The organism is Streptomyces violaceusniger Tu 4113, assembly GCF_000147815.2.
GTDB lineage: Bacteria > Actinomycetota > Actinomycetes > Streptomycetales > Streptomycetaceae > Streptomyces > Streptomyces violaceusniger_A.
Window position 1 is genome coordinate 1,022,093 of record NC_015957.1, and the last position, 26,361, is coordinate 1,048,453.

Annotated in this window: 22 protein-coding genes and 2 pseudogenes; 9 read left to right on the forward strand and 15 right to left on the reverse strand. The window is 71.8% G+C overall.

The window, feature by feature from the left end:
* Nucleotides 1–21: 21 nt before the first annotated feature.
* Complete coding sequence (gvpJ, locus tag STRVI_RS04680; RefSeq protein WP_014054460.1) at nucleotides 22–501, reverse strand: gas vesicle protein GvpJ; 480 nt, start codon at nucleotides 499–501, stop codon at nucleotides 22–24.
* Between the two features lie 50 nt (nucleotides 502–551).
* Nucleotides 552–863 carry a gas vesicle protein gene (locus tag STRVI_RS04685; RefSeq protein WP_043237884.1) on the reverse strand — a complete coding sequence of 104 codons (312 nt, stop codon included), beginning with the start codon at nucleotides 861–863 and terminating at the stop codon, nucleotides 552–554.
* 711 nt (nucleotides 864–1,574) lie between these two features.
* On the opposite strand from STRVI_RS04685, the gene mfd reads away from it, so the two are divergent.
* The 3 genes from mfd (at nucleotide 1,575) to STRVI_RS04700 (ending at nucleotide 5,897) form a co-directional block, all read left to right on the forward strand.
* A complete protein-coding gene (mfd, locus tag STRVI_RS04690) occupies nucleotides 1,575–5,129 on the forward strand; it encodes a transcription-repair coupling factor (RefSeq protein WP_043235416.1) in 3,555 nt (1,184 codons plus the stop codon).
* 97 nt (nucleotides 5,130–5,226) lie between these two features.
* Nucleotides 5,227–5,505 carry a hypothetical protein gene (locus tag STRVI_RS04695; RefSeq protein WP_043235419.1) on the forward strand — a complete coding sequence of 93 codons (279 nt, stop codon included), beginning with the start codon at nucleotides 5,227–5,229 and terminating at the stop codon, nucleotides 5,503–5,505.
* Nucleotides 5,502–5,897 (forward strand): type II toxin-antitoxin system VapC family toxin, encoded by a 396-nt coding sequence (locus STRVI_RS04700; protein WP_014054464.1) that lies wholly within the window; start codon nucleotides 5,502–5,504, stop codon nucleotides 5,895–5,897. Before STRVI_RS04695 ends, STRVI_RS04700 begins: the two co-directional genes overlap by 4 nt.
* Before the next feature lie 57 nt (nucleotides 5,898–5,954).
* Here the strand turns inward: STRVI_RS04700 and STRVI_RS04705 are convergent, their stop codons facing one another.
* The 3 genes and pseudogenes from STRVI_RS04705 to STRVI_RS04715 form a co-directional block, all read right to left on the reverse strand.
* Nucleotides 5,955–6,299 (reverse strand): helix-turn-helix domain-containing protein, encoded by a 345-nt coding sequence (locus STRVI_RS04705; protein ID WP_014054465.1) that lies wholly within the window; start codon nucleotides 6,297–6,299, stop codon nucleotides 5,955–5,957.
* Nucleotides 6,296–6,636: pseudogene (locus tag STRVI_RS04710) on the reverse strand (type II toxin-antitoxin system RelE/ParE family toxin). Before STRVI_RS04710 ends, STRVI_RS04705 begins: the two are co-directional and overlap by 4 nt.
* A gap of 355 nt (nucleotides 6,637–6,991) precedes the next feature.
* Nucleotides 6,992–8,545: a PucR family transcriptional regulator gene (locus tag STRVI_RS04715; RefSeq protein WP_014054466.1), complete on the reverse strand. Its 1,554-nt coding sequence runs from the start codon at nucleotides 8,543–8,545 to the stop codon at nucleotides 6,992–6,994.
* Between the two features lie 101 nt (nucleotides 8,546–8,646).
* Here STRVI_RS04715 and STRVI_RS52485 point away from each other — a divergent pair, with 101 nt between their 5' ends.
* Complete coding sequence (locus tag STRVI_RS52485; protein ID WP_167543179.1) at nucleotides 8,647–8,814, forward strand: hypothetical protein; 168 nt, start codon at nucleotides 8,647–8,649, stop codon at nucleotides 8,812–8,814.
* Nucleotides 8,815–8,894: 80 nt separating this feature from the next.
* Here STRVI_RS52485 and STRVI_RS04720 read toward each other — a convergent pair.
* The 6 genes and pseudogenes from STRVI_RS04720 to STRVI_RS04745 form a co-directional block, all read right to left on the reverse strand.
* Nucleotides 8,895–10,822, reverse strand: a pseudogene (locus STRVI_RS04720) (gamma-glutamyltransferase family protein).
* A 46-nt stretch (nucleotides 10,823–10,868) separates the two neighbouring features.
* Nucleotides 10,869–11,894 (reverse strand): ABC transporter ATP-binding protein, encoded by a 1,026-nt coding sequence (locus tag STRVI_RS04725; RefSeq protein WP_014054467.1) that lies wholly within the window; start codon nucleotides 11,892–11,894, stop codon nucleotides 10,869–10,871.
* Nucleotides 11,891–13,039, reverse strand: coding sequence for an ABC transporter ATP-binding protein (locus STRVI_RS04730; protein ID WP_014054468.1), 1,149 nt, complete (start codon nucleotides 13,037–13,039; stop codon nucleotides 11,891–11,893). The genes STRVI_RS04725 and STRVI_RS04730 overlap by 4 nt, the downstream gene beginning before the upstream one ends.
* Nucleotides 13,040–13,058: 19 nt before the next feature.
* Nucleotides 13,059–13,874: an ABC transporter permease gene (locus STRVI_RS04735; RefSeq protein ID WP_425288530.1), complete on the reverse strand. Its 816-nt coding sequence runs from the start codon at nucleotides 13,872–13,874 to the stop codon at nucleotides 13,059–13,061.
* A 127-nt stretch (nucleotides 13,875–14,001) separates the two neighbouring features.
* A complete protein-coding gene (locus tag STRVI_RS04740; RefSeq protein ID WP_014054470.1) occupies nucleotides 14,002–14,952 on the reverse strand; it encodes an ABC transporter permease in 951 nt (316 codons plus the stop codon).
* Nucleotides 14,952–16,619: an ABC transporter substrate-binding protein gene (locus STRVI_RS04745; RefSeq protein WP_014054471.1), complete on the reverse strand. Its 1,668-nt coding sequence runs from the start codon at nucleotides 16,617–16,619 to the stop codon at nucleotides 14,952–14,954. The genes STRVI_RS04740 and STRVI_RS04745 overlap by 1 nt, the downstream gene beginning before the upstream one ends.
* Before the next feature lie 379 nt (nucleotides 16,620–16,998).
* On the opposite strand from STRVI_RS04745, the gene STRVI_RS04750 reads away from it, so the two are divergent.
* Nucleotides 16,999–17,781 carry a FadR/GntR family transcriptional regulator gene (locus STRVI_RS04750; RefSeq protein WP_014054472.1) on the forward strand — a complete coding sequence of 261 codons (783 nt, stop codon included), beginning with the start codon at nucleotides 16,999–17,001 and terminating at the stop codon, nucleotides 17,779–17,781.
* On the opposite strand, the gene STRVI_RS04755 is transcribed toward STRVI_RS04750, so the two are convergent.
* Both STRVI_RS04755 and STRVI_RS04760 read right to left on the reverse strand, forming a co-directional pair.
* Entirely contained in the window at nucleotides 17,778–18,362 is a 585-nt protein-coding gene (locus STRVI_RS04755; protein WP_014054473.1) for a hypothetical protein, read from the reverse strand. The two genes, STRVI_RS04750 and STRVI_RS04755, sit on opposite strands and share 4 nt — an antisense overlap.
* A 177-nt stretch (nucleotides 18,363–18,539) precedes the next feature.
* Nucleotides 18,540–19,526 (reverse strand): LysR family transcriptional regulator, encoded by a 987-nt coding sequence (locus tag STRVI_RS04760; protein WP_014054474.1) that lies wholly within the window; start codon nucleotides 19,524–19,526, stop codon nucleotides 18,540–18,542.
* A gap of 95 nt (nucleotides 19,527–19,621) precedes the next feature.
* Between STRVI_RS04760 and STRVI_RS04765 the strand changes: the two genes are divergently transcribed.
* Together STRVI_RS04765 and STRVI_RS04770 are read left to right on the forward strand one after the other, a co-directional pair.
* The gene (locus STRVI_RS04765) at nucleotides 19,622–20,503 is read left to right on the forward strand and encodes a serine hydrolase (protein WP_043237905.1); all 882 of its coding nucleotides are present in this window, start codon (nucleotides 19,622–19,624) and stop codon (nucleotides 20,501–20,503) included.
* A gap of 83 nt (nucleotides 20,504–20,586) precedes the next feature.
* Nucleotides 20,587–21,585, forward strand: a complete 999-nt coding sequence (locus STRVI_RS04770; RefSeq protein ID WP_014054476.1) for an MBL fold metallo-hydrolase — start codon at nucleotides 20,587–20,589, stop codon at nucleotides 21,583–21,585.
* 97 nt (nucleotides 21,586–21,682) lie between these two features.
* Here the strand turns inward: STRVI_RS04770 and STRVI_RS04775 are convergent, their stop codons facing one another.
* Complete coding sequence (locus STRVI_RS04775) at nucleotides 21,683–22,435, reverse strand: SDR family oxidoreductase (protein ID WP_014054477.1); 753 nt, start codon at nucleotides 22,433–22,435, stop codon at nucleotides 21,683–21,685.
* Nucleotides 22,436–22,619: 184 nt separating this feature from the next.
* On the opposite strand from STRVI_RS04775, the gene STRVI_RS04780 reads away from it, so the two are divergent.
* Nucleotides 22,620–23,534 (forward strand): LysR family transcriptional regulator, encoded by a 915-nt coding sequence (locus tag STRVI_RS04780; RefSeq protein WP_014054478.1) that lies wholly within the window; start codon nucleotides 22,620–22,622, stop codon nucleotides 23,532–23,534.
* 250 nt (nucleotides 23,535–23,784) lie between these two features.
* Nucleotides 23,785–24,630 carry a calcium-binding protein gene (locus STRVI_RS04785; RefSeq protein ID WP_014054479.1) on the forward strand — a complete coding sequence of 282 codons (846 nt, stop codon included), beginning with the start codon at nucleotides 23,785–23,787 and terminating at the stop codon, nucleotides 24,628–24,630.
* A 147-nt stretch (nucleotides 24,631–24,777) separates the two neighbouring features.
* Here the strand turns inward: STRVI_RS04785 and STRVI_RS04790 are convergent, their stop codons facing one another.
* A complete protein-coding gene (locus tag STRVI_RS04790; protein ID WP_014054480.1) occupies nucleotides 24,778–25,917 on the reverse strand; it encodes a substrate-binding domain-containing protein in 1,140 nt (379 codons plus the stop codon).
* Nucleotides 25,918–26,361: the final 444 nt, after the last annotated feature.

Here is a 26,361-nt window from a genome sequence, read left to right on the forward strand (position 1 = left end):
AGTCCTCCTCGGAGTCACGGATCAGTCCTCCTCGGAAGAAGCGGAACGGCGGCGGGGGCGGGAGCCGGCGGCCGCGGTGCGCCGCCGGGGGCGGCTCTCCCGCTCCTCTTCCTCCTCGTCGTCATCGGCCCCGACGACCTTCTTGACCTTCTCTCCCACGCCTTCCACCGCCTTCTTGGCCTTCTTCTTGCCGAGGCCGGTGGCCATCCGGCCGGCCGGGCTCCCGCCGCCGCCCGCCATCCCGCCCAGCAGTTCGGGAACGGTCTTGCTGCGGTCGAATTCGAGGTCCACGCGGTTGCAGGCTTCGGCGAAGCGGAGGTAGGTGTCCACGCTGGCGACCACGATGCGGGCGTCGATCTTCAGGATCTCGATGCCGACGAGGGAGACCCGGATGAAGATGTCGATCACCATGCCCCGGTCGAGGATGAGTTCCAGGACGTCGTAGAGGGTGCCGGTCCGCTGGATGCAGACGACCTCTTCCGTGTATGTGCCAGTGGGCATCTCGGGGCGTCCTTTCAGCGGTCTTCTCAGCGGTCGTCTCAGCGGTCGTCTCAGCAGTCGTCGGCCGCACCGCGCCGGTAGCGGCGGACCCTCCGGTATTCCTGGAGTTCGCCCCGCTGGTCGACGCGCACCTCGTAGGTGGCCAGCAGGCTGGTGGTGTCGGGGATCCGAGCGACCTCGAGGACGTCCACGCTGACGACCCAGCCGTCCTCGTCGCGGGTCACGCCGCTGACGCCCTCGGGCTCATGGACGATCAGTGAGGCGAGCTGTTCGCACGCGTACCGGGCGGCCTCGGCCGGCCTGGGCGGCCGTGACCGGGGGCTCGTCTTGGTGGACGATGGGTGCGGTTTTCCCTCTGCCATGTGTATCAGTGTGATCACAGGGTGTGTCCGGCCGCCTGTCGTGATGGGCCGGACGTGGGACCGTCAGCGGCTACCGCCGGGAGCCGCCCGCCTCCGGACTCGGGCTGCTCGGGCCTCGGGCTGCCGGGCTGCCGGGCTGTTACGCGGTACGCCCCCGGCCCCGGTGCGCTCACGGGGCAGCGCACCGGGACCGGGCGTCGTCTGCTCAGTCCGCGGTGAGGCGGCGCACCGAGCGGGCGGTGCGGCATTACGGCCACCGCGAGGGGACGCGGCTCGTGGGCTCACCCCGGGGGCCGGTGCCACATTCACTCGGTCCGAGGCCGCGTGACGGCGGGGGCGGCAAGGGGGTAACCGCCTCACCCGTCACCCCCGCCTGCCGTACGGTGATCGAGGCACCCTTGGAGGGCAGAGGGCCACGCAGCCGGTTCACGGTGGTGGGGCGCTGATCCCCAGACCTGATAAGACGTTCCCCGCACCGCGTGCCGCACTCGGTCAGGTCGCGCCCTCCCCGCCTGGCGGAGATGACGTCCGCATGCCGCTGAGCGGGCCGCCCAGGTGCTCGACAAGCAGGATCCAAAGTGGCAGGTGGCCATGGATGAGATCCGGGAGATCATGCAGGCTGTCGTCGGGTGGCCGTACTCTGGAAGACCCCGGCCCGTGACACGTGTCGGGTCGTTCGCGTTGTCCGCCTCCGGGATGGAATACCCCTTTATGAGCCTCACCGGTCTGCTCGACGTCGTCGTCAAGGACCCCGCGCTCGCCGAGGCGGTGCGCGGCGCCGCCGACGGGCATCGTCCCCAGGTCGATCTGGTCGGCCCGCCGGCCGCCCGCCCGTTCGCCATCGCCGCGCTGGCGCGCTCCGCGGGCCGTCCCGTACTCGCGGTGACCGCCACCGGCCGGGAGGCGGAGGACCTGGCGGCCGCGCTGCGCTCGCTGCTCCCGCCGGACACAGTGGTGGAGTACCCGTCCTGGGAGACGCTGCCGCATGAGCGGCTCTCCCCGCGCTCGGACACCGTCGGGCGGCGCCTCGCGGTGCTGCGCAGGCTGGCCCATCCGCGCCAGGACGACCCGGCGGCCGGTCCCGTCTCGGTTGTCGTCGCGCCCGTGCGGTCCGTGCTGCAGCCGCAGGTCAAGGGGCTGGGGGACCTGGAGCCGGTGAGCCTGCGGGCCGGGGGGACCGCCGACCTGGAAGAGATCGTCGACGGGCTCGCCGCCGCCGCGTACTCCCGGGTCGAGCTGGTCGAGAAGCGCGGCGAGTTCGCCGTGCGCGGCGGCATCCTGGACGTCTTCCCGCCGACCGAGGAGCATCCGCTCCGGATCGAGTTCTGGGGCGACGACATCGAGGAGATCCGCTACTTCAAGGTGGCCGACCAGCGCTCCCTGGAGGTCGCCGAGCACGGCCTGTGGGCCCCGCCCTGCCGGGAGCTGCTGCTGACCGACCAGGTGCGGGAGCGGGCCGCGGCCCTCGCCGAGGCCCATCCCGAGCTGGGCGAGCTGCTCGGCAAGATCGCCGAGGGGATCGCGGTCGAGGGCATGGAGTCCCTGGCCCCCGTCCTGGTGGACGAGATGGAGCTGCTGCTGGACGTCCTGCCGAAGGGCAGCATGACGGTCGTCTGCGAGCCGGAGCGGGTGCGCACCCGGGCGGCGGACCTGGTGGCCACCAGCCAGGAGTTCCTGCAGGCGTCCTGGGCGGCCACGGCCGGGGGCGGGGAGGCCCCGATCGACGTCGGCGCGGCCTCCCTGCGGGGCATCGCGGACGTCCGTGACCGGGCCCGTGAGCTGGGCATGATGTGGTGGTCGGTGAGCCCCTTCGCGGCGGACGAGGAGCTGACGCAGACACTTGCCGCTGACGCGGCGGGGGACACCGTCAAGCTGGGCATGCACGCCACCGAGAGCTACCGCGGCGACACCGCCCGGGCGCTGGCCGACACCAAGGGCTGGCTCGCCGACGGCTGGCGCACGGTCTATGTCACCGAGGGCCACGGCCCCGCCTCCCGCACCGTCGAGGTACTCGGCGGCGAGGGGATCGCGGCCCGGCTGGACGGCGACCTCACCGAGATCAAGCCGTCCGTGGTGCATGTGTCCTGCGGTTCGATCGACTACGGCTTCGTCGACCCGGCCCTGAAGCTGGCCGTGCTGACCGAGACGGATCTGTCCGGGCAGAAGGCCGCGGGCAAGGACGGGGCGCGGATGCCCGCGCGCCGCCGTAAGACCATCGATCCGCTCACCCTCGAAGCGGGCGACTTCATCGTCCACGAGCAGCACGGCGTCGGCCGCTACATCGAGATGGTGCAGCGCACCGTCCAGGGCGCCACCCGCGAGTATCTGGTGGTCGAGTACGCCCCGGCCAAGCGCGGCCAGCCCGGCGACCGGCTCTTCGTCCCCACCGACCAGCTCGAGCAGGTCACCAAGTACGTGGGCGGGGAGGCGCCGACCCTGCACCGGCTCGGCGGGGCCGACTGGACCAAGACCAAGGCGCGCGCCAAGAAGGCCGTCAAGGAGATCGCCGCCGACCTGATCAGGCTCTACTCCGCCCGGATGGCGGCGCCCGGCCATGCCTTCGGCGCGGACACCCCCTGGCAGCGCGAGCTGGAGGACGCCTTCCCGTACGCGGAGACCCCCGACCAGCTCACCACCATCGCCGAGGTCAAGGAGGACATGGAGAAGTCGGTTCCGATGGACCGGCTGATCTGCGGCGACGTCGGCTACGGCAAGACCGAGATCGCGGTCCGCGCGGCCTTCAAGGCGGTCCAGGACGGCAAGCAGGTCGCGGTGCTGGTGCCCACCACCCTGCTGGTGCAGCAGCACTTCGGCACCTTCGGCGAGCGGTACGGCCAGTTCCCCGTCAACGTCAGGGCGCTCTCCCGCTTCCAGACCGACACCGAGGCCAAAGCGGTGCTGGAGGGGCTGAAGGACGGCGCGGTCGACATCGTCATCGGCACCCACCGGCTCTTCTCCTCCGAGACCAAGTTCAAGGACCTGGGCCTGGTCGTCGTGGACGAGGAGCAGCGCTTCGGCGTCGAGCACAAGGAGCAGTTGAAGAAGCTCCGCGCCAATGTGGACGTGCTGAGCATGTCCGCCACCCCCATCCCGCGCACCCTGGAGATGGCGGTCACCGGCATCCGCGAGATGTCCACGATCACCACCCCGCCGGAGGAGCGCCACCCGGTGCTGACCTTCGTCGGGCCGTACGAGCAGAAGCAGATCGGCGCGGCCATCCGGCGTGAGCTGCTCCGCGAGGGCCAGGTCTTCTACATCCACAACCGGGTGGAGTCCATCGACCGGGCCGCGGCGAAGCTGCGCGAGATCGTCCCCGAGGCGCGGATCGCCACCGCCCACGGCCAGATGTCGGAGACCGCCCTGGAGCAGGTCGTGGTCGATTTCTGGGAGAAGAAGTTCGACGTACTGGTCTCCACGACCATCGTCGAGTCCGGTATCGACATCTCCAACGCCAACACCCTGATCGTCGAGCGCGGCGACAACTTCGGCCTCTCCCAGCTCCACCAGCTCCGCGGCCGGGTCGGCCGCGGGCGCGACCGCGGTTACGCGTACTTCCTCTACCCGCCGGAGAAGCCGCTCACCGAGACCGCCCATGAGCGGCTGGCCACCATCGCCCAGCACACCGAGATGGGTGCGGGCATGTATGTGGCGATGAAGGACCTGGAGATCCGCGGCGCGGGCAATCTGCTCGGCGGCGAGCAGTCCGGCCATATCGCGGGCGTCGGCTTCGACCTCTACGTCCGGATGGTCGGCGAGGCCGTGGCCGACTACCGGGCCTCGATCGAGGGCGGCGTGGAGGAGGAAGCGCCGCTGGAGGTCAAGATCGAGCTTCCGGTCGACGCGCACGTCCCGCACGACTACGCCCCCGGCGAGCGCCTGCGCCTCCAGGCGTACCGCGCCATCGCCTCGGCCACCAGCGAGGACGACATCCGCGCCGTCCGCGAGGAGCTCACCGACCGCTACGGCAAGCTCCCGGAACCGGTGGAGAACCTCCTCCTGGTCGCCGGCCTGCGCCTGCTGGCCCGCGCCTGCGGCGTCACCGACATCACCCTCCAGGGCTCCAACGTCCGCTTCTCCCCGGTGGAGCTCCGCGAATCCCAGGAACTGCGCCTCAAGCGCCTCTACCAGCGCACGGTGATCAAACCGGCCACCAAGCAGATCCTGGTCCCCCGCCCCTCGACCGCCCGCATCGGCGGAAAGCCGCTGGTGGGGCGGGAGCTGCTGGCATGGACGGGGGAGTTCCTGACGACGATCCTGGGGTCGTGACGACGACCCTGGGGTCGTGGGGGTGCGGCTGTTCTGAAGGGTGGCTTGTCGGTAACCGGCTTGCCCGCGGAGCCACCGTGCAATGGAAAATGCATGCATGGTGGCTCTACAGATTCGGGATGTGCCGGACGAGGTCCGCGCGATACTGGCCGAACGGGCGAGGCAGCTGGGCCAGTCCCTCCAGGGATATTTGCTGGACCTGGTCAAGAACGAGGCCGAGCGAGCGGGCAACGTTGCGCTGTTGCAGCGCTTCGAGGGCCGATCGGACGGCGCCGAGAGCTCCATGAACGAGACCGTGCGCGAGCTCGACGCCGATCGCACGGCGCGCGCCGCCGGGCTCGGCTTCTCGCCGGGCGAACCGGGAGAGACCGCGTGATCATTGTTGATGCGGGCGTGCTCACCGAAGCGCTCACCGGGGACGCCGCCGCCGGGAAGGCGGCCCGCGCCCGCCTCGCCCAGGATCCGCATTGGGCGGCGCCCGGCCATCTCATCCTCGAGACCTTCCACGCGGTACGCGGTCGGCTCCTCGGGAAGAAGATCGCCCAAGCTCGCGCCGACGACGCCGTGGCCGCGCTGACCGGGGCGTCGATCGAGGCGATCGGCGTCCAGCCGCTCCTCATACGGATGTGGGAGCTGCGGAGCCAGGTCTCGGGCTACGACGCGGCGTACGTCGCGGCTGCGGAGGTATACCGGGCTCCACTGATTACCGGCGACGCCAGGCTGAGCCGTTGCACCGTGGCGCGCTGCGAGATCGAAGTTATCGGCTGACCGCCCGGGCCGGGCGGGGACAGGGGCGGGCCGCGCCGCCCCGGGGCGCGATCGCGCTCAGGCGATGCGGATCTGTTGATCGTCGACTTCGAGCACCAGCGTCAGCCGGGCGCCGAGGGCCTGCGCATAGGCGCGCATCGCCGTGAGGTCCACCGCCTTGCCCTGCTCCAGTTGGGAGACGCGGGCCTGGGTGATGCCGAGCTGGACGGCGGCCTGTTGCTGGGTGAGCCCCCGTTCCCTCCGCAGCCGCTGCAGGTGATGGCCCAAGAGGTGGGCCTCCTGCTGCAGACGTGCCGCCTCTTTACGAGCCGCCCACTCGGCCTCGCCCACTTCGGGGTGGGCCTCGCGACGGATCCGCTCGGCGCTCCTCTTGACCTCGTCCCACGAGGTGAAACCGTTCATTCCGCCGCCTTCTCCTTGTGGTCGAGGTACTGCCGGTAGCGCTCCTCGGCGAGCGGAACGGCGGTGTCGTACCAGCGTCGCCAATTGCCCGCCTTGTCGCCCGCCACGAGGAGGATGCACTCCCGGTCGGGGTCGAAGACGAAGAGGATGCGGATTTCGGTCCGGCCCCCGAGCCCGGGCGTAACTCCTTGAGGTTCTTCATCGAGCTGCCGTGAATCACATCGGCCATAGGACGACCGAGGCTCGGTCCTATCTCGGCCAGCAGCTCGATGGCCTGCTCCACCGAGTCGGCCGAATGCGGATCGTGAGCACATAGGGCGAGGAACCAGTCGGCCACCTCGTCATGGATGTTGATTGACCACGTCACAGGCCAGTATAAGCAGTCACTTGTAGAAGCGCATGCTTTTATTGCCGGATCATTCACTCGCATGGGTGGGCCGGCGCCGGGCGGGGGCAGGGGCGGGCCGCGCGCAACACCCCCGTCGTCGCGCGGCGGCCGCCCCGGATCGTGAGGCCCGGCGGGCTGGGCCAGTTCAGGACATTAGGCGGGCGTGGCAGCGGCGGCGAGGAACGATGTGCACAGTGAGGGCGGCGGGTGGTTCCCGTTCGAACGGTGAGTGCTCTGGTGAACGGTGAGAACGGGGGCGAACGGCTAGTGCGCTGACGCGAACGGCCCGGGGTGCGGGCCGGTCTCAGAGTGAGCCCAGTGCCCGCATGGCCAGCCACAGTTCGTACTTCGCGCTCGGCGCGGTCAGGAGGGAGCGGCCCAGCACGTCCTCCGCCCTGGTCAGGCGCTTGCGCGCGCCCGGTGGCGAGATGCCGAGGGCGACGGCTGCCGCGGGGAGTCGGGCGTCGGCGCGCAGCCAGGTGCGTACGGTCTCCACACCGGCCGTGGGCCTGGCCGCTTCCAGGGGGCGCAACTGGGCCCGGGCCCAGGTCCCGGCGGCGGGTGTGCCCAGCACCGTGTCCAGCGTGGCGGTGGGTCCCGGCGGGGCCTGGGCGCGGGCCGCCGCGGCCTGGGGCGCGGTGTGCAGCCGCAGGGCGAGCCAGGCGGCCGACTGCGCGGCCAGGCTGCGGCTGACCTCCACGCCCAGCAGCTCATCGAGATGGCGCAGCCGCGCGGCGAGCGTATTGCGGTGGATCTTCAGATGGCGGCTGGCCGCTCCACCGAAGCTGAGCCACGACCCGAGTGTGCCCAGCAGTTCCTGCGGGCCGGGGTCGGCGCGGCGGGCCGGGGCGTAGCGCAGGCAGGGCGCCAGGAGTTCGCTCGCCCACAGATACCCCTCCGGGCCCGCCAGTACGGTCACGTCCACGTCGCCGCCGAATCCGGCGCGGCGCTCGGGCGCGTTACGGGCCACCGCCAGTGCGTGGATGGCCTGCTCATAGGCGGTCGGCGTGTCCCGCAGCGCGACCGCCGCGCTCACCCCGACCCGGCACTCCGGCACCAGCCGGACGATCAGCAGGTCCAGTGATGCGGGGAGTGGGGGGTGAGGGTCGTCGCTCGCCGTGGCGCGGTCCGTCCCGGCGGCCGGGGGCGTCGTCTCCGGCGGTACGAGCGCCAGGACGTGGTTCGGGCGTACCGGGCACGGCACGATCCACGCCGCGCCGCCTGCCTCGCGGTCGATCCGCCGGGCGATCTCGCGCCGCCGGGGCTGCGGACACTCGATCACATACATCTGGACCACCGCGGGCAGCGCCGGCCGCAGCGCCCCGGCGATCCGCTGCGCGGCGGGCACGCTGCCCACCATCAGCAGATGCAGCACCGCCTCCCGGCTGTGCTCCTCGGCCGATTCGATCCGCCGCCGCGCCCGTTCGGCCTGCTCCAGCCGCCAGCACAGGGCGAGGGTGCGGGCGGCGTCGGCGAGCAGCATTCCGCAGTGCGGATCGTCCGGCCCGATGACGGCCAGATACGTGCGCGGGTCGGTGTCGAGCGCGATCAGATGCACCGGAGGCCCCTCGCCCCCGCCCAGCACGGCGGACGGCGCCCCGCGCCGGTGCAGCTCGACGGCCGCGTCGGCGGCGGCGTCGGCGACCGGCCGCGCCACCGCCGGGTCGTGCTCCCCGCCCGGCCCGGCCAGCACCCGGCCCGTGTCCCCGACCAGCATGGCCGGGCCCCCGGTGCGCCGGGTCAGCCAGCCGAGCATCTCCCGTACCGCCCCGCGCCTGGAGGCCAGCCGGGCGAGGGCGAGAACGTTGTCGGCGCGGTCGGCGCGGTCGGCGCGCACTTCGGAGGGCGATGCGGGCATGAAAAGCACATTAGTTCCGATCGCCTGGGTTCCCGAAAGGGCTCGGACCGGTCTTCGGAATCGGCGGCGGCCAAGGGAAGGGGCGCGGCCAGGCTCGGCCGGTGTCCACCGTCATAGCCGCCATGATCACCGCCGTCGTCGGCATCCTCGGCGCCCTCTTCCCGTCCCTCCTCCAGCAGCGCATGACGGTACGTCAACGGGAGGGGGCGCGCGTACGGAGGACCGGCGGCGCCGCATCGAGGAGCGCCGGACCGCCTACACCGCGATGAAGGGGCGGGGAGGGGTGCGGCCCGCCGCAGGCGTCACGATCCGTCGGACACCACCTGGCGCGCACGCCGCCCCACCGCGGTCACCGCCCCACCGCGTACCCCTGCGCGCCCCGCGGATTCGCGGCGGCCAGCAGCACCCCCGTCTCGGGGTCGCGGGCGACCGCGCACAGCCGTCCCTCCGACCAGGGCTCGCCGACCACCACATCGTGGCCGCGGCGGCGCAGCTCGGCTACGGCGGCCTCGCCGACCCGCGACTCCACGACCACCCGTCCCGCCGTCATCGCCCGCGGGTGGAAGGAGCCGGGGAAGGATTCCTGGTGCCAGTTGGGGGCGTCGATGGCGCCTTGCAGATCCAGCCCGGAGCGCACCGGCGCCCGCAGTGCGACCCCGAGGAAGAAGTGCGTGCTCCACTGGTCCTGCTGATCGCCGCCCGGGGTGCCGAAGGCCATGACGGGGGTGTCGCCGCGCAGTGCGAGCGAGGGGGTGAGCGTGGTGCGGGGGCGGCGGCCGGGGGTGAGGGAGCTGGGCAGTCCGTGGTCCAGCCAGGTCATCTGGAGCCGGGTGCCGAGCGGGAAGCCCAGCGCGGGGATGACGGGGTTGGACTGCAGCCAGCCACCGCTGGGCGTGGCCGCGACCATGTTGCCCCAGCGGTCCACGACGTCGAGGTGGCAGGTGTCGCCCCGCGTCACCCCGTCCGTCCCGACGGCCGGTTCGCCGTCGGCCCGTTCGCCCGCAGCCGATCCCCGAACGGCCGACCCCCGACGGCCGCTGATCCCCCGACCGCCGGTCCGCCGAGGGCCGGCCCCCGGTCCGGTCCGCCGACCGTCGGCTCCCCGCCGCCCGGCCCGGCGACCGGTCCGGCCGTCCCGGAGGCCGCGCGGGCCACGGCGGCCAGTGCCTGCTTGCTCAGCCGCGGCGTGCGGCCCCCAGGGTGCCCCGGGCGCAGCTCGTACGAGGCCCCCTCGCCGATCAGCCGCCGCCGCTCGTCGTTGTACGGACGGGAGAGCAGCTCCGCCAGCGGCACGTCGGCGGCGTCCCCGTACCACGCCTCGCGGTCGGCCATGGCCAGCTTGCCGCCCTCGATCAGGGTGTGCAGGAAGTCGGGCGTGCCCAGGTCGTCCGCGGTCAGTCCGTCCGGTAGCAGGGCGAGTTGCTGCAGTAGCACCGGCCCCTGGCTCCAGGGCCCGGCCTTGCACACGGTCCAGCCGTTCCAGGAGTGGCTGACCGGCGCCTCGTACGTGGCCTCGAAGGCGGCCAGATCGTCCCCGGTGAGCGTCCCGGCGTGGCGCTGCCCGGACGAGTCCATCGCCGGCCGGGCCGCCGCGTCCGCCAGCTCCCGCGCGATGAAGCCCTCGCGCCAGATCCGGCGGGCCGCCTCGATCTGTGTCTCGCGCCCCGGCCCTGCCCCCTCCGCCTCGGCGATCAGCCGCCGCCAGGTGGCGGCGAGCGCGGGGTTGGTGAGCAGCCGTCCGGCGGCGGGGGATTCCCCGTCCGGCAGGTACAGCTCGGCCGAGGTCGTCCACTCGGTCTCGAACAGCTCCCGTACCGCCTCGACCGTCTCGCCGATCCGCTCGACGGCGGGATGGCCGTGCTCGGCGTAGCCGATCGCGTACCGCAGCACCTCGGCGAGCCGCTTCGTCCCGTGGTCGCGCAGCAGCACCAACCAGGCGTCGAACGCACCGGGCACCGCCGCCGCGAGCGGGCCGGTGCCCGGGACGAGGTCGAGGCCGAGCGCGGTGTAGTGGTCGATGGTGGCACCGGCGGGGGCCGGGCCCTGGCCGCACAGCACGGTGGGTTCGCCGCCCGCCGGGGCGAGGATGATCGGCACCTCACCGGCGGGCCCGTTCAGATGCGGCTCGACCACATGCAGGACGAACCCGGCGGCCACGGCCGCGTCGAAGGCGTTGCCGCCGTCCTCCAGGACGGCCATGGCGGACTGCGAGGCGAGCCAGTGAGTGGAGGACACCATGCCATGGGTGCCCTGCAGGGTGGGCCGGGTGGTGAACATGCGGCGGGCTCCTGATCTCGTACGGGGGCGGGTGTGCGGGCGGATCTCAGGGGGCCGAGGCGTCCGGCGCCGTTCCGTCGTCCGCCACCAGATGGCAGGAGACCTGCCGGCCGCCGCCGCCCGCAAGCCCGCGCAGCGCGGGCGGCTCGGTGCGGCAGCGGTCGACGGCGAGCGGACAACGGGTGTGGAAGCGGCAGCCCGGAGGCGGATCCAGCGGGCTGGGCAGCTCCCCGCTGAGCACGATGCGGGCGCGCGACCGCTGCGCGGCCGGGTCCGGCACCGGGGCCGCGGACAGCAGCGCCTGGGTGTACGGATGCTTGGGGTCGGCGAACAGCTCGGCGGCCGGGGCCTGTTCCACCAACTGCCCCAGATACATCACGGCGATCCGGTCGGCGAGGTACTCGACCGCGGCCAGGTCATGGGTGATGAACAGGCAGCCGAAGCGCCGCTCCCGCTGCAGATCCGCCAGCAGATTGAGCACGGACGCCTGGACGGAGACGTCCAGCGCCGACGTCGGCTCGTCGGCCACCAGTAGCTGTGGATCGACCGACAGCGCGCGGGCGATCGAGACCCGCTGCCGCTGCCCGCCGGAGAGCTCATGGGGCCGCCGCCGCGCCAGTTCCGGCCGCAGCCCCACCTGGGCCAGCAGCGCGGCGACCCGGTCGCGCAGCGCGTCGCCGGACGCCAGGCGGTGCAGCCGCAGCGGCTGGGCGACGATGGCGCCCACGGTCATCCGGGGGTCGAGCGAGGAGGACGGGTCCTGGAAGACCAGGTGGAAGTCCTTGCGCAGCGGACGCAGCGCCCGCCTCGACAGCCGGGTCACCTCGCGGCCGTTGATCGTCACGCTGCCCGCGGTCGGCCGGTCCAGCCGTACGGCGCACCGCCCCACCGTGGACTTGCCGCTGCCGGACTCCCCGACCAGGCCGACGATCTCGCCCCGGCCGATGCTGAGGCTGACCCCGTCGACCGCCTTGACGGTGCCGGCCGGACCGGTGAAGTGGCGGACGAGGCCGCTGATGTCGAGTACGGCGTCATCCCGCGACGCCTCCACGGACGCGACGGCGGCGGTCATGAGGCGGCCTCCTGATCGGGGTCGGGGCGGTCGGGATGGTGCGGATGCCCGGTGCGTTCGGTCTGCTCGGTGCCTTCGGTCTGCTCCGGGCGGTCGGGATGGTCCGGATGCCCGGCATCGACCGGCACCGGATACCAGCACGCCGCCTCGTGCCGCTCGTGCCGCTCGTGCCGCTCGTGCCGCTCGTGCCGCTCGCGCAGCGCCCGCAGCGCGGGCCGCTGCGCCCCGCACCGTTCATCGGCAGAGGAGCAGCGGGGCTGGAAGGTGCAGCGGTCGGGCTGTTCGGTGAGGCTCGGCACCAGCCCGGGGATTTCCTGGAGCCGCCCCCGTCCGCCCGCCGCCCGCCGCCGTCCGGGGACCGGCACGGCGCCGAGCAGCCCGCGGGTGTACGGATGGCGGGGCGCGGTGAACAGCTCGTCCACCGGGGCCTGTTCGACGCCCCGCCCCGCGTACATCACCAGCACCCGGTCGGCGATGTCGGCGACCACGCCCAGATCGTGGGTGATCAGCACGATGGCGGTGCCGAGCCGCTCCCGCAGGGACTGCAGCACCTCCAGGATGCCCGCCTGCACGGTGACGTCCAGCGCGGTGGTGGGCTCGTCGGCGATGAGCACGGCGGGGTCGCAAGCGATCGCGATGGCGATCATCACCCGCTGCCGCATACCGCCGCTGAGCTGGTGCGGATAGTCGCGGGCCCGCTGGGCGGGGGCGGGAATGCCGACGAGGTCGAGCAGGTCCACGGCCCGTTCGCGCGCCGCGCGGCGGTCGAGCCCCTGATGGCGCCGGAGGACCTCGCCGACCTGGCGGCCGATGGTGAGGACGGGGTTCAGCGAGGTCATCGGCTCCTGGAAGATCATCGCGATCTCCCGGCCGCGGACGTCCCGCAGCTCCTTCTCGTCCGCCCCCACCAGCTCCCGTCCGCCCAGCCGGACGGAGCCGCCGACGTGCGCGGTGGGCGGCAGCAGCCCCATCACGGCGGTGGAGGTGACGGATTTGCCGCAGCCGGACTCGCCCACCACGGCCAGCACTTCACCGGCGGCGATGTCGTACGACAGCCCGTCCACCGCGTGGACCACGCGGGTCGGGGTGCGGAAGACCACGGACAGGTCCCGCACGCTCAGGGCCGGGGTCGCGGAGGTGGTCATCGGTTCTCTCCCGACGTGGTCATCGGCTGTCTCCCTGGGGGTCGAGGATGTCGCGCAGCCCGTCCCCGAGCAGATTGAACGCGAGCGTCGCGGCGATGATCGCGAGCCCCGGGAAGACCGCCATCCAGGGCGCGGCGGCGATGTACGCCTGGGCGCTGGAGAGCATCACCCCGAGCGAGGCGGACGGCGGCTGGATGCCGAGGCCGAGGAAGCTCAGCAGCGCCTCGCCGATGATCGCGGAGGGGATGCCCACGGTGGCCTGGACGGTCAGCGCGGACAGGGCGCCGGGGAGGATGTGGCGGAAGAGCACGGTGCCGTCCCCGCCGCCATTGGCCACGGCCGCAGCCACATAGTCGAGGTGCTTGAGCCGTAGCGTCTCCGCCCGGGTGATCCGGATGACGGCCGGGATCTGGGAGACGCCGACCGCGATCGTGGCGTTCAGCAGCGACGGTCCGAGGATGGTGGCCAGACCCACCGCCAGCACCAGGAAGGGAAAGGCGAGCAGGGTGTCGGTGAGCCGCGAGACCACCGAGTCGGCGAACCGCCCGTAATAGCCCGCGATCAGCCCGAGCGGCACCCCGGCCGCGAAGGCCAGCGCCACGGCGAGCAGACCGATCTGCAGCGAGGCCCGCACCCCGTACACGACCCGGGAGAGCTGATCGCGGCCCAGGTCGTCGGTGCCCAGCCAGTGGGCCCAGCCCGGCTGGTGGAGGGCGGCCGAGAAGTCGGGCCGGGCCGGGTCGTACGGCGCGATGAGCGGTGCGAACACCGCGATCAGCACCAGGATCGCGGCGGCCACGGCCCCGGTGAGGGCCAGCTTGTTGCGGGTCAGCAGCCGGAGCCGGGACAGCGGCGCGAGCGGGGCCCGCTCCCGCTCCTCGGCGGCGGGAAGGGCAGTAGCAGCGGCGCTCACTGGGCACCTCCGACGCGGATGCTCGACTCGGTACCTACGGGCCGGATATTCACTGGGCACCTCCGAGCCGGATACGGGGGTCGATCACCGAATAGGCCAGGTCGACCAGGAGGTTGACGAGGATGTAGGCGGCCGAGGTGAACAGCACCACGCCCTGCACCATCGCGTAGTCGCGGGAGAAGACCGCGTCGATGGTGAGCTTGCCGAAGCCCGGCAGGACGAAGATCTGCTCGGTGACGACCCCGCCGGAGATGAGGTGCCCGAGCTGCAGCCCGAGCACGGTCACCACGGTGACCAGGCTGTTGCGCAGGGCGTGCCCCATGATCACCTGACGGCTGGAGAGCCCCTTGGCGCGCGCCGTGCGGACGTAGTCGGCGGACAGCGAGCCCAGCATGGCCGCGCGGGTCTGCCGCATCACGACCGCCGCCAGACCGGAGCCGAGGACGATCACCGGAAGCACCATATGGCGCAGGTTCTCCATCGGGTCCACGCCGAACGGCACGAAACCGGAGGCGGCGAAGACCGGGAGGGCGATGGCGAACGCGAGGACGAGCACGATGCCGAGCCAGAAGGCGGGCACCGAAAGCCCCAGCAGCGCCACCGCGTTGACCAGCCATTCCTCGGGCCGGCCGCGCCGGACCGCCGCCACCACCCCGGCGCCCACGCCGACGACGACCGCGAGCAGCAGGGCCAGGGCGGACAGTTCGAGGGTGACGGGCAGCGCCTCCAGGACCGAGTCCAGGACCGGCAGTCCGGTGCGGGAGGAGACTCCGAGGTCGCCGGTGGCGGCGTGCCGCACATAGCGCACGTACTGCACCACGATGTTGTCGTCCAGCCCGTAGCTCGCGCGGATCTGGGCGATCGCCTCAGGCGTGGGCTCCTCCCCGGCCAGCGCGGTGGCGGTGTCGCCGGGCAGCGCCCGTACGCCGGCGAAGACCACGACGCTGACCAGGAAGAGGGTGATCAGCGATTCGCCGAGACGGCGGATCGGATAGGACATCAGTTCCCTCCCTTCGCGTATCCGGCGTCCTTCACGCGGATCAGCCCGTCGCCGAAGACCTTCACCCCGGCGACCTTCTTCGTCACGGACACGTAGATGGTGGGCTGGATCAGATAGAGCACGGTGTGCTGGGCGCGGACGCGCTCGACAAGCCGGGCGTAGATCCTGTGGCGGGCGGCCTTGCCCGCGGTGGCGCCGCCCTCGGCGATCAGCCGGTCGATGGCGGGGTCGGAGAGGCCGCCGTAGTTCTGGGCGCCGCCGGTACCGGCGAACACGTCGATGTTGCCCGCCGGGTCGAGCCGTCCGGACCAGTTGGTCGTCGCCGCCTGGAAGTCGCCCGCGCGGGAGTGCTCCAGGCCGGTGGCGAACTCGGTCGGCGCCAGACTCACCGCGAAGCCCGCCTCCTTGGCCATGGCCTGGACGACCTGGCCCAGCCGGTTGTCCTCCGGGGTGGTGCTGATCTGCAGCCGCACCCGGACCGGGGTGGCCACCTTGGCGGCCTTGAGCAGCCGTCTGGCCTTGGCCAGGTCGCGGGCCGGGCAGCGGGCCCCGGTGCCGTACGGGGTGCCGGAGGGGAGCGGGCCGCAGGTGGGGCGGTAGCGGTCCTGGAAGACGATGGTGTTGATGAGGGCGCGGTCCAGGGAGAGGTCGAACGCCTCGCGCACCCGCACATCCCGCGCGATAGGGGTGTCGATCCGGCCCGGCGGCGCCCCGGCGCCCTTGGTGTTCCCGATGTTGAGGGTCAGTCCGTAGTAGCCCAGCGAGGGGGAGTTGAAGAGCTGCAGCCCGGGTTCGGTGAGCGCCCTGCCCACCTGGACCGGGTCCATCTGGTCGCCGACCTGGATGTCACCGGACTGCAGATTCGCCAGCCGGACGTTGCCGTCGGTGATGGTGCGGTAGATCACCCGCCGCAGATGGACGGAGTCGGCGTCGTAGTAGTTCGGGTCCTTGTCCAGCACGATGCGGTCGCCCACCACCCGCTCGGCGTAGCGGAACGGGCCGACGCAGGTGGGGTGGCTCGCGAAGCCGTCGCCGTAGCGCTTCAGCGCCGCCGGCGACATCACCATGCCCGCGCGGTCGGCGAGCAGCGCGAGCAGCGGGACGTACGGCTTCTTCAGGCGCAGCCGTACGGTGTCGTCGCCGACCGCCCTGACGGAGGTGACGGGCTTCAGCTCGCTCGCGCGGACGGATCCGGGCAGTGTGCGGTGCCGGTCGAGGGAGGTCTTGACCGCCTTCGCGTCCATCCGGGTGCCGTCGGCGAACCGGACGCCGCGCCGCAGTTTGATGGTGACGGTGCGGCCCCCGTCGCTGGTGGTGGGCGGGGCGGCGGCGAGCTGCGGCACGAACCGGTCCTGGGCGTCGACGTCGTAGAGCTTCTCGCACATCGCGGCGAACACCGTGCGGCCCACGGCGGTGCTGGCCAGGGAGGGGTCCAGCTTGTCCGGGTCCGATTTGAGGGCGATGGCCAGCGTTCCGCCGTTGCGGACCGGCCGGGGGTCGGTCATCCGGTCGGCGCCCACCTCGGCCGTGGGGGAGACCAGGGAGGCGCAGCCGGCGGTGGCGGCGACGACCAGCACGCACAGCACCCGGGCGGCCAGGGCCGCGGCACGCGGTCGGTGGCGGGTGGGTGGGGGCCGGTCGCTGGGTCCGCTCGTTCTTGGGCGCATGGCGGGATGCCTCACTGCTGGGGACGGAGAGCGCGCGCTGCGGTGCGGTCAGGATGGCGCAGGGACAGGTGATTGGTCCATTGGTAGGACCACATTGCTTCAGTGGACGGTAGCGGGCGGGCCAAGCGACTTCGGTTGCCCGCCTGTCACCACCTGGTTAAATCCCGTCGCCTCGGCGGCCGGGAGGAGGCCGGGGGAGAGGTCCGCCGGATATGAGACTCTGGACCACCGGCCGGACCGGAAAAGGTCACAGGAAAGCTCGGGAAAGCCAGGAAGGGTCCGGAAAGGCCCGGGACGATGGAGAAGCCCGGGAAGTTCGGAAAGCGCGCGAAGTACGGGAAGCTCGGGAAAGCTGAAGAAGGCGGAGGAAAGCCAGGAGATGGACTGGCGGCAACTGCGGCACTCCACCCTGTCGAGGCCGGACGCCCTGGCCGTCGGCCTGGAGCGGCTGATCCTGAGCGGAGAGCTGCCGCCCGGTTCCCGCGTCCCTCCGGAGCGGGAGCTCGCGGAGAGCCTCGGCGTCTCCCGGGGCTCGGTCCGCGAGGCGCTGCGCGCCCTCGCCTCCCGCGGACTGGTCGCCCGACGCCCCGGCTCCGGCACCGTCGTACTCGACCCGGGAGCCACCCCGCGCGGCGACATCCTCGCCTCGGGGCTCGACGCCACGGCGGAGCTGTTGCAGGTCATGGAGGTGCGCGCGTGTATCGAGCCCTCGGTGACCGCGCGCGCCGCCCGGCGTGCCACCCCCGCCGACATCGTCCAGCTCCACGCCCTGCTGGACGCGATGCGACGGGAGCCCACGCGGCGGGAGTTCACCGACCTGGACCGCACCTTCCACCGCGCCATCGCCCAGTACACCCGCAACCCCCTGCTGCTGCGGCTGCTGGACCGGGTCTACGAGATCGGTGAGCCGGGGCGGCGCGAGACCTCGCTGTCCGCCGCACGTCGGCGCGCCACGATCGAGGAGCACCAGGCCATCCTGCGGGCGATCGAGGCCCGCGACCCGGAGGCGGCCCGAGCGGCCTCCGAGACGCATCTGGACTCGGTGCTGCACCGGATCGAGGAGCAGCGGCGGCGTACGGAGGCGCGGGGTGGGGGAGTTGAGGCGGGCGACGGGGGAGTTGAGGCGGGCGGGAGACAGGCTCCCCTGCCCGGTTGGCCTTAGGGGCGGACGTACCGGTCGGGGTTGCCCTGCGGCCAGTTGATGGTGAGGCTCTGGCCGTCGCCGCTGACCACCGCGGTGCCGCCGGAGATGGTCTCGCCCTGGCAGGTCATGGAGACGGCCATGCTCGCGCTGATGGTCCCGGGGCAGGACTTGCCCTGGTACCCCACGGTCAAGGAACCGCCGGTCACGGTCATGACGAGCGGCTTGCCGTTCGGATCGCGCACCTGGGAGTACCACGTGCCCTGCACGCTCGCCGGGGCGCCCGCGCGGGTGGGTGCCGGGGCCTGCGTCTTCGGGGCCGTGCGGCGGGGCGCCGGGGTGACGCTGTCGGCGGTGCGGGTGGCCCGGGGGCTGCTCGGGCTCGCGCCGGGGCTCTTCCCGGCGGGCTTCGTACGGCTCGGGCTGGGGCTCGCACCGGTGGGGGTGGCGGACGCGGTGCCGCGCTCCGAGCCGTCGCCCTTCTGGACGGCCGCGGCCTTGTCGGAAGTGCCGGACGACTGGGCGCCCTTGTCGTCGTCCTTGCCGCAGCCGGTCAACGCCAGAGCCAGCACCGCGACGGCCACGGTGGCGGCCGTATTCATTTTCCGCACGAGAATCCCTGATATTCCTGAGTGAACGGGGAAGGTATGAGGGAAGATCTTGACAGGCGGATCTGGTAAAACTCCATGGGTTCCCGCGATGTTCTCCAGGAAATGTGAAGTGGAATCAGGATCAGTTTCTTGGCTTGCTTTCCGCGGCGCTTTCCTACGGCGGGTTTCTCACGGTGTCGCCGGACCGGCGCCGGGCTCGAAGACCACCGACCACGGCCGGGGCCGACTGGTCTCCTCCGGAGGCGTGAGCAGCCGCTTGGGCGGGCCCTCCCGCGCGATGACCTCCGCGGCGATCCGGGCGAACGGAGGCGCCGCCGGATGGGCCGAATGCGCAGGCCATACGGCGGACATCCACAGCATCAGGGGCCGGCCGGCCAGCGGGCGCCAGGCGGCCCGCGGCTCCTTGCCCGCCACCTGCCCGTCGTCGAACGCCACCCCGCGTCCCGACGCCACCAGCCCCAGCAGGAATTCCGGATTACGGGCATGACGGACCGCGGGCGGGGTGAAACCGCCCTCCCGGCAGATATCGAGAATGCGGTCGTACCACCCCGGCGCCGCGGCCCGGGGAAAGAGAAACAGCTCATGGCCGGTAAGGTCCGCCAGCGTCACCTCGGAAAGGCGGGCCAGCGGGGAGGACCGGGGCAGGACGACCCCCAACTCGGCCCCGGCGGACGGCCCCAGTACGAGATCGTCGGCGTCCGCCACCGGATGGTGCACCAGACCCACGTCGAGCCGGGCGGCGGCGAGCAGCCGCACCTGCTCGGCCGTGTCCACCTCCTGGAGGTCGATCCGCAGTCCCGGGAACTCCTCCGCGCACGCCGACAGCAGGGCGTGCAGCGTGCGGGCGGGCGTCTGCGGCGGTACGCCCGCCCGCAGCGTGCCCAGCTCCCCGTCGCGGACCCGCGCCATGACCGTACGCAACCGCTCCTCGCGGGCGAGCAGTTCGCGCGCCTCCTCCAGCAGCAGCGCACCGGCGGCGGTGAGCCGCACCTGGCGGGCCGAGCGGTCGAACAGCTCCAGCCCCAACTCCCGCTCCAGCCGCCGGATGGACTGGCTCAGCGGCGGCTGTGCCATGCCGAGGAGATCGGCGGCGCGGCTGAAGTGCAGCTCCTCCGCGACGACAATGAACAGGCGCAGGTGGCGTATGAGATCCACCGGCCGACCCTATGCGACGGGACGAGACGCCGGAGGGACGAGGGGGAGCGTTGGACAAGGGGGAATCAGGGGCCCCGGCGCTGGTCGACACGGCGATGATCGAGAAGCGGATCGCGGAGGTGTTCGCGGAGGCGGATGCCGAAGCCCGGCTGCACGCGGTGGACATCGACGCGCCCGGGCGTGAGCTCGGCCTCGGCGTGGACGACCAGGTCGTCATCGCGTCCGTGTTCAAGATCCTGCTGGTGCTGGAGTTCGCCCGGCAGGCCGACGCCGGACAGCTCGACCCCCGCGAACGGGTGGTCATCACCGCCCCCGACCGCCTCGGTGGCTGGGGCACCGCGGGCTGCGCCGACGATGTCGAGATGTCCCTGCGCGACCTGGCGTACTTCGCCCTGTCCGTGAGCGACAACTCCGCCGCGGACGCGCTGATGCGCCGGATCGGCCTCGACACCGTGCGGCTGCTGGCGGCCGAACTGGGCCTGGACCGCACGCGGATCGTCGGCGGCCCCCGGGAGCTGCTGGAGTCGATGTTCGAGGACGCGGGCGCGAGGGACGAGGCGGAGTTCGCCGCCGTCTATCCGACGCTGACCTTCGAGCGGCTGCGCCGCTTCCGCGTCCTGGACCCCCGGCACACCACCTCGAGCACACCCCGCGACATCACCACCCTGCTGGGCCTGATCTGGCGGGACCGGGCCGGTTCCCCGGCGGCGTGCGCGCTGGTGCGGGAGTTGATGTCCCGTCAGGTCTTCCGTCAGCGGCTGGCCTGCGGCTTCCCCGATGACGTCCTGGTCGCGGCGAAGACGGGCACGCTGCCGAGCCTGCACATCGAGGCGGGCGTCGTCCGCTACCCGGACGGCGGCCGGTACGCGGTCGCGGTGTTCGCCGGTACGGCCTCGGCCGCGGCGGCACGTACGGCGGTGGACGCGGCGATCGGGCGGGCGGCGCGGCTGGCGGTGGACGCGCTCAGACGCCGCTGACCTGGCCTGATACGGAACCGGATATGGCTGGAGTGCCGCGCCGATCTTGGACTGTGGGTCCGGAGAACTGCTCTGCTGTGCCCATGACCGCCAACAGAGCATCGCGCTTCAACCGCCGTCTGCTGATCCGGGGAGCGGCGGCCGGCGCGGCCGTACCCGCCGTCCTCCCCACGGCCGCGCAGGCGGCGCAGCGTGACCCCAGGCCCTCCGACGCGAAGACTTCGAACGCGGGGACCGCGAACGCGAAGACCTCGGACGCGACCTTCCAATGGCTCGGTACGAGCGGCTGGCGCATCGACACTGGCGGCGGCCGGACGATCCTCTTCGACCCCTATCTGAGCCGCTTCGAAACCGGACTCTTCAAGAAGAGCTTCAATCCGAAGACGCCGCTGACCACGGACGGCGCGACGATCGACCGCCATATAGGCCGCCCCGAGCTGATCCTGGTCAGCCACAGCCACTGGGACCACCTCAACGACGTCCCGTACATCGCCGCGGCCGCCCCGGACGCGCGGATCGTCGGCACCGAGACCACGTACCACCTGCTCCGGGCCCTCGGTGTCGACAAGGCCCGGATCGCCGTGGTGAGGGGCGGTGAGGTGCTGGACTTCGACGGCCTGGTGGTCGAGGCGGTCTCCAGCCGCCACAGCCGTAACGACTCCTACAGCTACTTCGCCCCCGGCACCCTCACCGGCCCCCCGCCCCGCCCCCAGACCATCTCCGACCTCCCGGAAGGCGACACCCTGGCCTTCCACGTGACGCTGCCCGACGGGCTCTCGGCCTTCCTCATGGGAGCGAGCGACTTCAGCGAACGGGACGCCGCCGGTCTGCGCCCCGACGTGGCCATGATCGCCACCTCCAGCACCTCCGCCACCCACCGCTACGTCCCCCGCCTGCTGAAGGCGCTCGGTCACCCCGCCACCGTGGTCCCCGTGCACTGGGACAACTTCGAACTCCCCCTGGACGAGGGCGCGCACCGCGACCCCACGATCGACCTGGACGGTTTCCTCGCCCGGATCCGCGAGGCCGGCCCCGGCTCCCGCATCCTGCTGCCGGAGTACGCGACGCCGTACCGCTTCTGAACTGCCCGGCCTTGAGCGACCTGCTCGGCAGTGAACGACCCGCTCGGTTGTGAACGACCTGCTCGCCCCTGGGCAACCGGGCCTGTACGGCGCGTCCCTACGACCTGATCCCGACACCCCCACCCACGACGATGTTCTCCCCGGTGACGAAGCCGGCCGCGTCCGAGGCCAGGAACGCCACGAGTTCGGCGACCTCTTCGCTCGTCCCGAACCTCCCGAGCGGGACCTGGGAGACCGTGGCCCTGGCGACCTCTTCCAGCACTTCGGCCGGCATCCCTTGTTTGGCCCAGATTCCGGTGTCGATCGGGCCGGGGCTGACGGCGTTGACCCGAATACGCCGGGGAGCCAGTTCGAGGGCGAGGGACGGCACCATGGAAAGCACGGCTCCCTTGGTGGCGGCGCTGACGGCGGCCCCGCCGGGAATTCCCCTGGTGGCGCCGATCCCTACATTGAAGATGATGGAACCTCCGTCATGGAGTAGGGGGAGAGCCTTTTGGAGGGTGAAGAACTGGCCTTTGACATTGACGCTGAAAAGGTCGTCGTAGGCGGCCTCGTCGAATACATCGGCTTCGATCGGTAGCCTGCGGATGATGGCGGCATTGAGAAATACGGCATCGAGTCCCCCGAAGCGCTCACGGATTTCCTCGACGACGCGGTCGGTCTCGGCCAGTGAGCGGGCGTCGGCGCGCACCACCACCACGCCTTCGGGGAATTCCTTCTCGGCCGCGGCAATGGTGTCGGGGTTCTGCCCGGTGACGATCACCTGATATCCGCGACGATGGAGCAATTCGGCGGTGGCCTTTCCGATTCCGCTGGTGCCACCTGTGATCAGGGCTACGGGTGCGGACATGCGTCTCTCCTCGCTGCTGCAAAAAAAAGGGGGAACTGCGACGAACTGCCTACGCCACGCTAGGAAAGGCCCTGGATCCGCGTCCAAGGCCTGTTCCGCATGTGGAGATACGAGTCAGGCATCACCACAGCTCAAGGGGATTGCCCAGTAGCGGCCGACGGATCGGCGCGGCTAGCGTGAGGGCATGGCAGACACGCCGCCTCCGGTGGATCTCGATCTTCGGCTGGTGCGGTATTTCACCGTCGTCGCCGAGTACCGGCACTTCCGCCGCGCCGCCGAGGCCCTTCACATCACCCAGCCGTCCCTGAGTCGGCAGATCCGCCAGCTCGAACGACAGCTAGGGGCCAGGCTGATCGACCGCACCCCGCAGGGCAGCAAGCTCACCGAGGCCGGAGAGGTCTTCCTGCCCCGCGCCAAGGCGCTGCTGCGATCCGCCGCCCAGGCGGCGGCCCACACGCGGGCCGCCGCCGAGCCGAGCCGGATCACCATCGGCTACATCATGAACGTCATCGTCACCCCGGCGGTGCGCGAGCTGCGCCACCGGAACCCGGACGCCGATGTCCGCACCCTGCACCTGACCTGGAACGACGCACGGGCCGCCCTGCTCGACCACCGGGTGGACGCGGCGGTGACCCGGCTGCCGTTCCCGACCGGTGATCTGCAGGTGACGGTCCTCTACGACGAACCCCGGGTGCTGGTGGTGCCCGTCGACCACCCCTTGGCCGGGAAGGAGTCGGTCACCGTCGCCGACATCGCCGACGAACCCCTGATCCGGGGGGCCGACCCGGTCTGGAACGCCTTCTGGCGGATCGACCCCCGCCCCGACGGCAGCCGCGCACCCGACGGCCCCCTCGCCGAGGGCGTGGAGGACAAGCTCGAACTCATCGCCTCCGGGCAGGCCGTGACCATCGCACCCGGCGCCTATGGCCAGGGCCTCCGCCCCGATCTCGTCACGGTCCCGCTGCGCGGGGTCGAGCCGAGTCATGTGGTGCTGGCCACCCGCGCCGACGACAACAGCCGCCTCGTGGCGGCCTTCCGTAAGTGCGCCCGGGTCCACCTCACCGGTCCGCCCTCGGCCGCCTCAACGGCCACTCGGTGAACAAAGAGTTAAGCAGTTCAAAATAAGTGGTTGCCGCGATGGAACTTTTGATAGCGCAACTACGTCTGAAAAAGGGGATGACCTGCGGCTGCGGGAAACTAGGGGATTCCCGGTGCAACCGCTTGCCGTCAATCTCGGTCTACCAGGGCGATCGGAAACACCAAATCGCCGATCACCGGCGCCCGGTGACCGCATCGGCGCTTTCTCCGCCGGTTTGATCGGCACTGATTGCACGAAGGGCCACACCCTTATGCGCATGTACCGGACCATGGCCGCTACGGCCACCCTCGCTCTCGCCCTGGGGGGAGCCGCTCTCGCGGCGCCTGCCGCCCAGGCGGCCGCGACGACCTCGGGCTCCCTCGTCCACGAAGACGGTGAGCTCTGGTACAAGGCCGCCGCGGGACAGAAGAACAACCTGTCGGTCTCCGAGCAGATCGTCAGCCGTGGGGAATTCGAGGACTATTACGTCCTGACCTTCCGCGACAACGGTGACATCACCATCGATGCGGAAGCGGCGAACTGGGACGAGTGCACCTACCCGACCGCGAGCGACCACTCCGTCGCCCAGTGCGCGGTGGAAATCCCGCAGAACTCCGACGACTCGGATAGCTACGACGTCGACCTCGGTGACGGCGACGACACCATCAAGCTCGATGCCGATAGCAATGCCTACGCCGGAATTCACGGTGGCGCCGGCAACGATGTCCTCAAGGGCAACGCGGCGCCGACGTTCCACGGCGACGCCGGCGACGACAAGATCGACGGCGGCGGCGGTGTCATGGGCTTCGGTGCCTACGGCGGCGACGGCAACGACACCATCACCAACTGCGTGCAGGAATGCTACGGCGACGCCGGCAACGACACCATCACCGGCGGCTCCGGGGACAACGTCCTGCACGGGGGCACCGGCAAGGACATCGTGCGCGGCGGCAAGGGCGCCGACGTCATCTACGGCGACCAGGACGACGACACGCTGTATGGCGAGGACGGCAACGACACGATCTACGGCAACAGCGGCAACGACGTGCTGTGGGGCGGCCAGGGCACTGACACCCTCTCCGGTGGCCCGGGCAGCAACGAGGTCCACCAGGACTAGGTTCACCAGGATCAGGTCCACCAGGATCAGGTCCACCTGACGGCAGGGCCTCCCGAGCGGCTCGGCGCCGCGCACCCGCACCGCGGGCCACCGCGCACCGAGCCGCCGGAGGCCCTGCCGTCGCGTTTCCCGCCCGGCCGCGCCGCCTTACTTGCCCCAGATCTTGCGGTACGCCTGCCGATAGCCCTCGGAGTCCCAGGACAGCGCCCCGCCGCTGTTGGCGGCGGTGCTGATGTGCACCGCGGGGACGTATCCGCTGGCGGGCTTGTCCGCGAAGGCGCGGTTGAACTCGTCGACGATCTGCCAGCCCTGTTCGGTGAGGGGCTCGGGCACCGTGGCGGCCTGGAACCGCTCCCCGTTGACACGCTGGAAGGCCGACGGATCGCCGTCCCCCGCGCCGATGTTGAACGGTGCGCCCGCCCCGTCCTTGCCCGCGGCGCGCAGGGCGGCGGCGGTGTGCCGGAAGTACAGGTCGTTGATGGCGGCCGAGTAGGTCCACTTGTCCCCGTAGCGGGAGAGCAGGGAGCGGACCTCCCCGATGGCGCGCTTGTTGACCTCGGGTATCGGCATGTTCTGGTAGCTCAGCAGCTTGACGTCGGAGCAGGTGGCCAGCTCCTTCTTGATCAGGTCCGACTTGCGCTTGGCGAAGGGGACCGTGGCGTCGGTGAAGAGCACCACCCCCGCGCGGCCGCCCGAGCGGGCGATGATCCAGTCGGCGCTGATCTTCGCCACGTCCTCGACCCGGGTGGTCACGTTGCTGAACAGCGCGGGGTCCCCGTCGGGGCCGGGGGTCGGGGCGGCGTGCCAGCCGAGCACCGGAATGCCCGCCGCCTTGGCCTGCTTGACCTCGTCGGCGACGCTGCCGGTGTCGAAACCGGCGATGGCGATGCCGTCCGGCTTCAGGGCCAGAGCCTTCTTGAAGGCGGCCCGGTAACCGGCCGGCGTGCCCTGGCCGTTGAGGGTGCGGGCGCTCCACCGCAGGAGGCCGGCGGCTTCCTGGATGCCCTGGGCGACCCCGGCGGGCCCGGGGTTGGAGAGGTCATGGGCGATGAAGACGATGCTCTTGCCGTGACCGGCCGCCTCGGGCCCGGTGGTGGGGCCCTTCCAGGGGGCGTCGGCGGCCTCCGCCTTCTTGACGGCTTGTTCGGCTCTGGTGAGGGCGGTCGGGCAGCCGGGCTCGGCGGAGCTCCGGTGGGACGAGGTGGAGGCGGCGCCGGGCTCGCAGCCGGCGGTGGCCACGGCCAGCAGCGCGATGGCCGTCAGGGCCGCCTTGCGGGTGGGGTGCACGGGTCTCCTCGCAGGGCACGGAGGGTACGGAGAGTACGGGCCGGGGGTCGGCCGGGGGCTGGGAGGAGACAGGTTACGGGTGGCGGCGCCGCGCGGGGCAGCCCCCTTCGGCACCTGCGGCCACCATCGAGCACAGTCGTGAACAAGCCAGGTCACGCGGCGCCCTCGGCCGCCACCCCAGGGGCACCGCGCGGACACCTTCCGGACTCCGGCGGGGCGTTTGGCGGGGTGGGGGGCGATGCGGAGATGACCTAAACCCAGCAATCCGTGGAATTTACGCAGTCCTTGAGAGGGCATGCCTTGCGCGTGTCCGTGCAGGCGGTAGTGTTCACGCCCGGTCAGGCATGTGGCGCAATCCCGCCGTCGCATTCCGGCCGGAAAGCCGTCGCCGACGTCCCGCTCCCCGGTGTCGGCCATGGCGGCAACAACACCTCGGTCACCGCT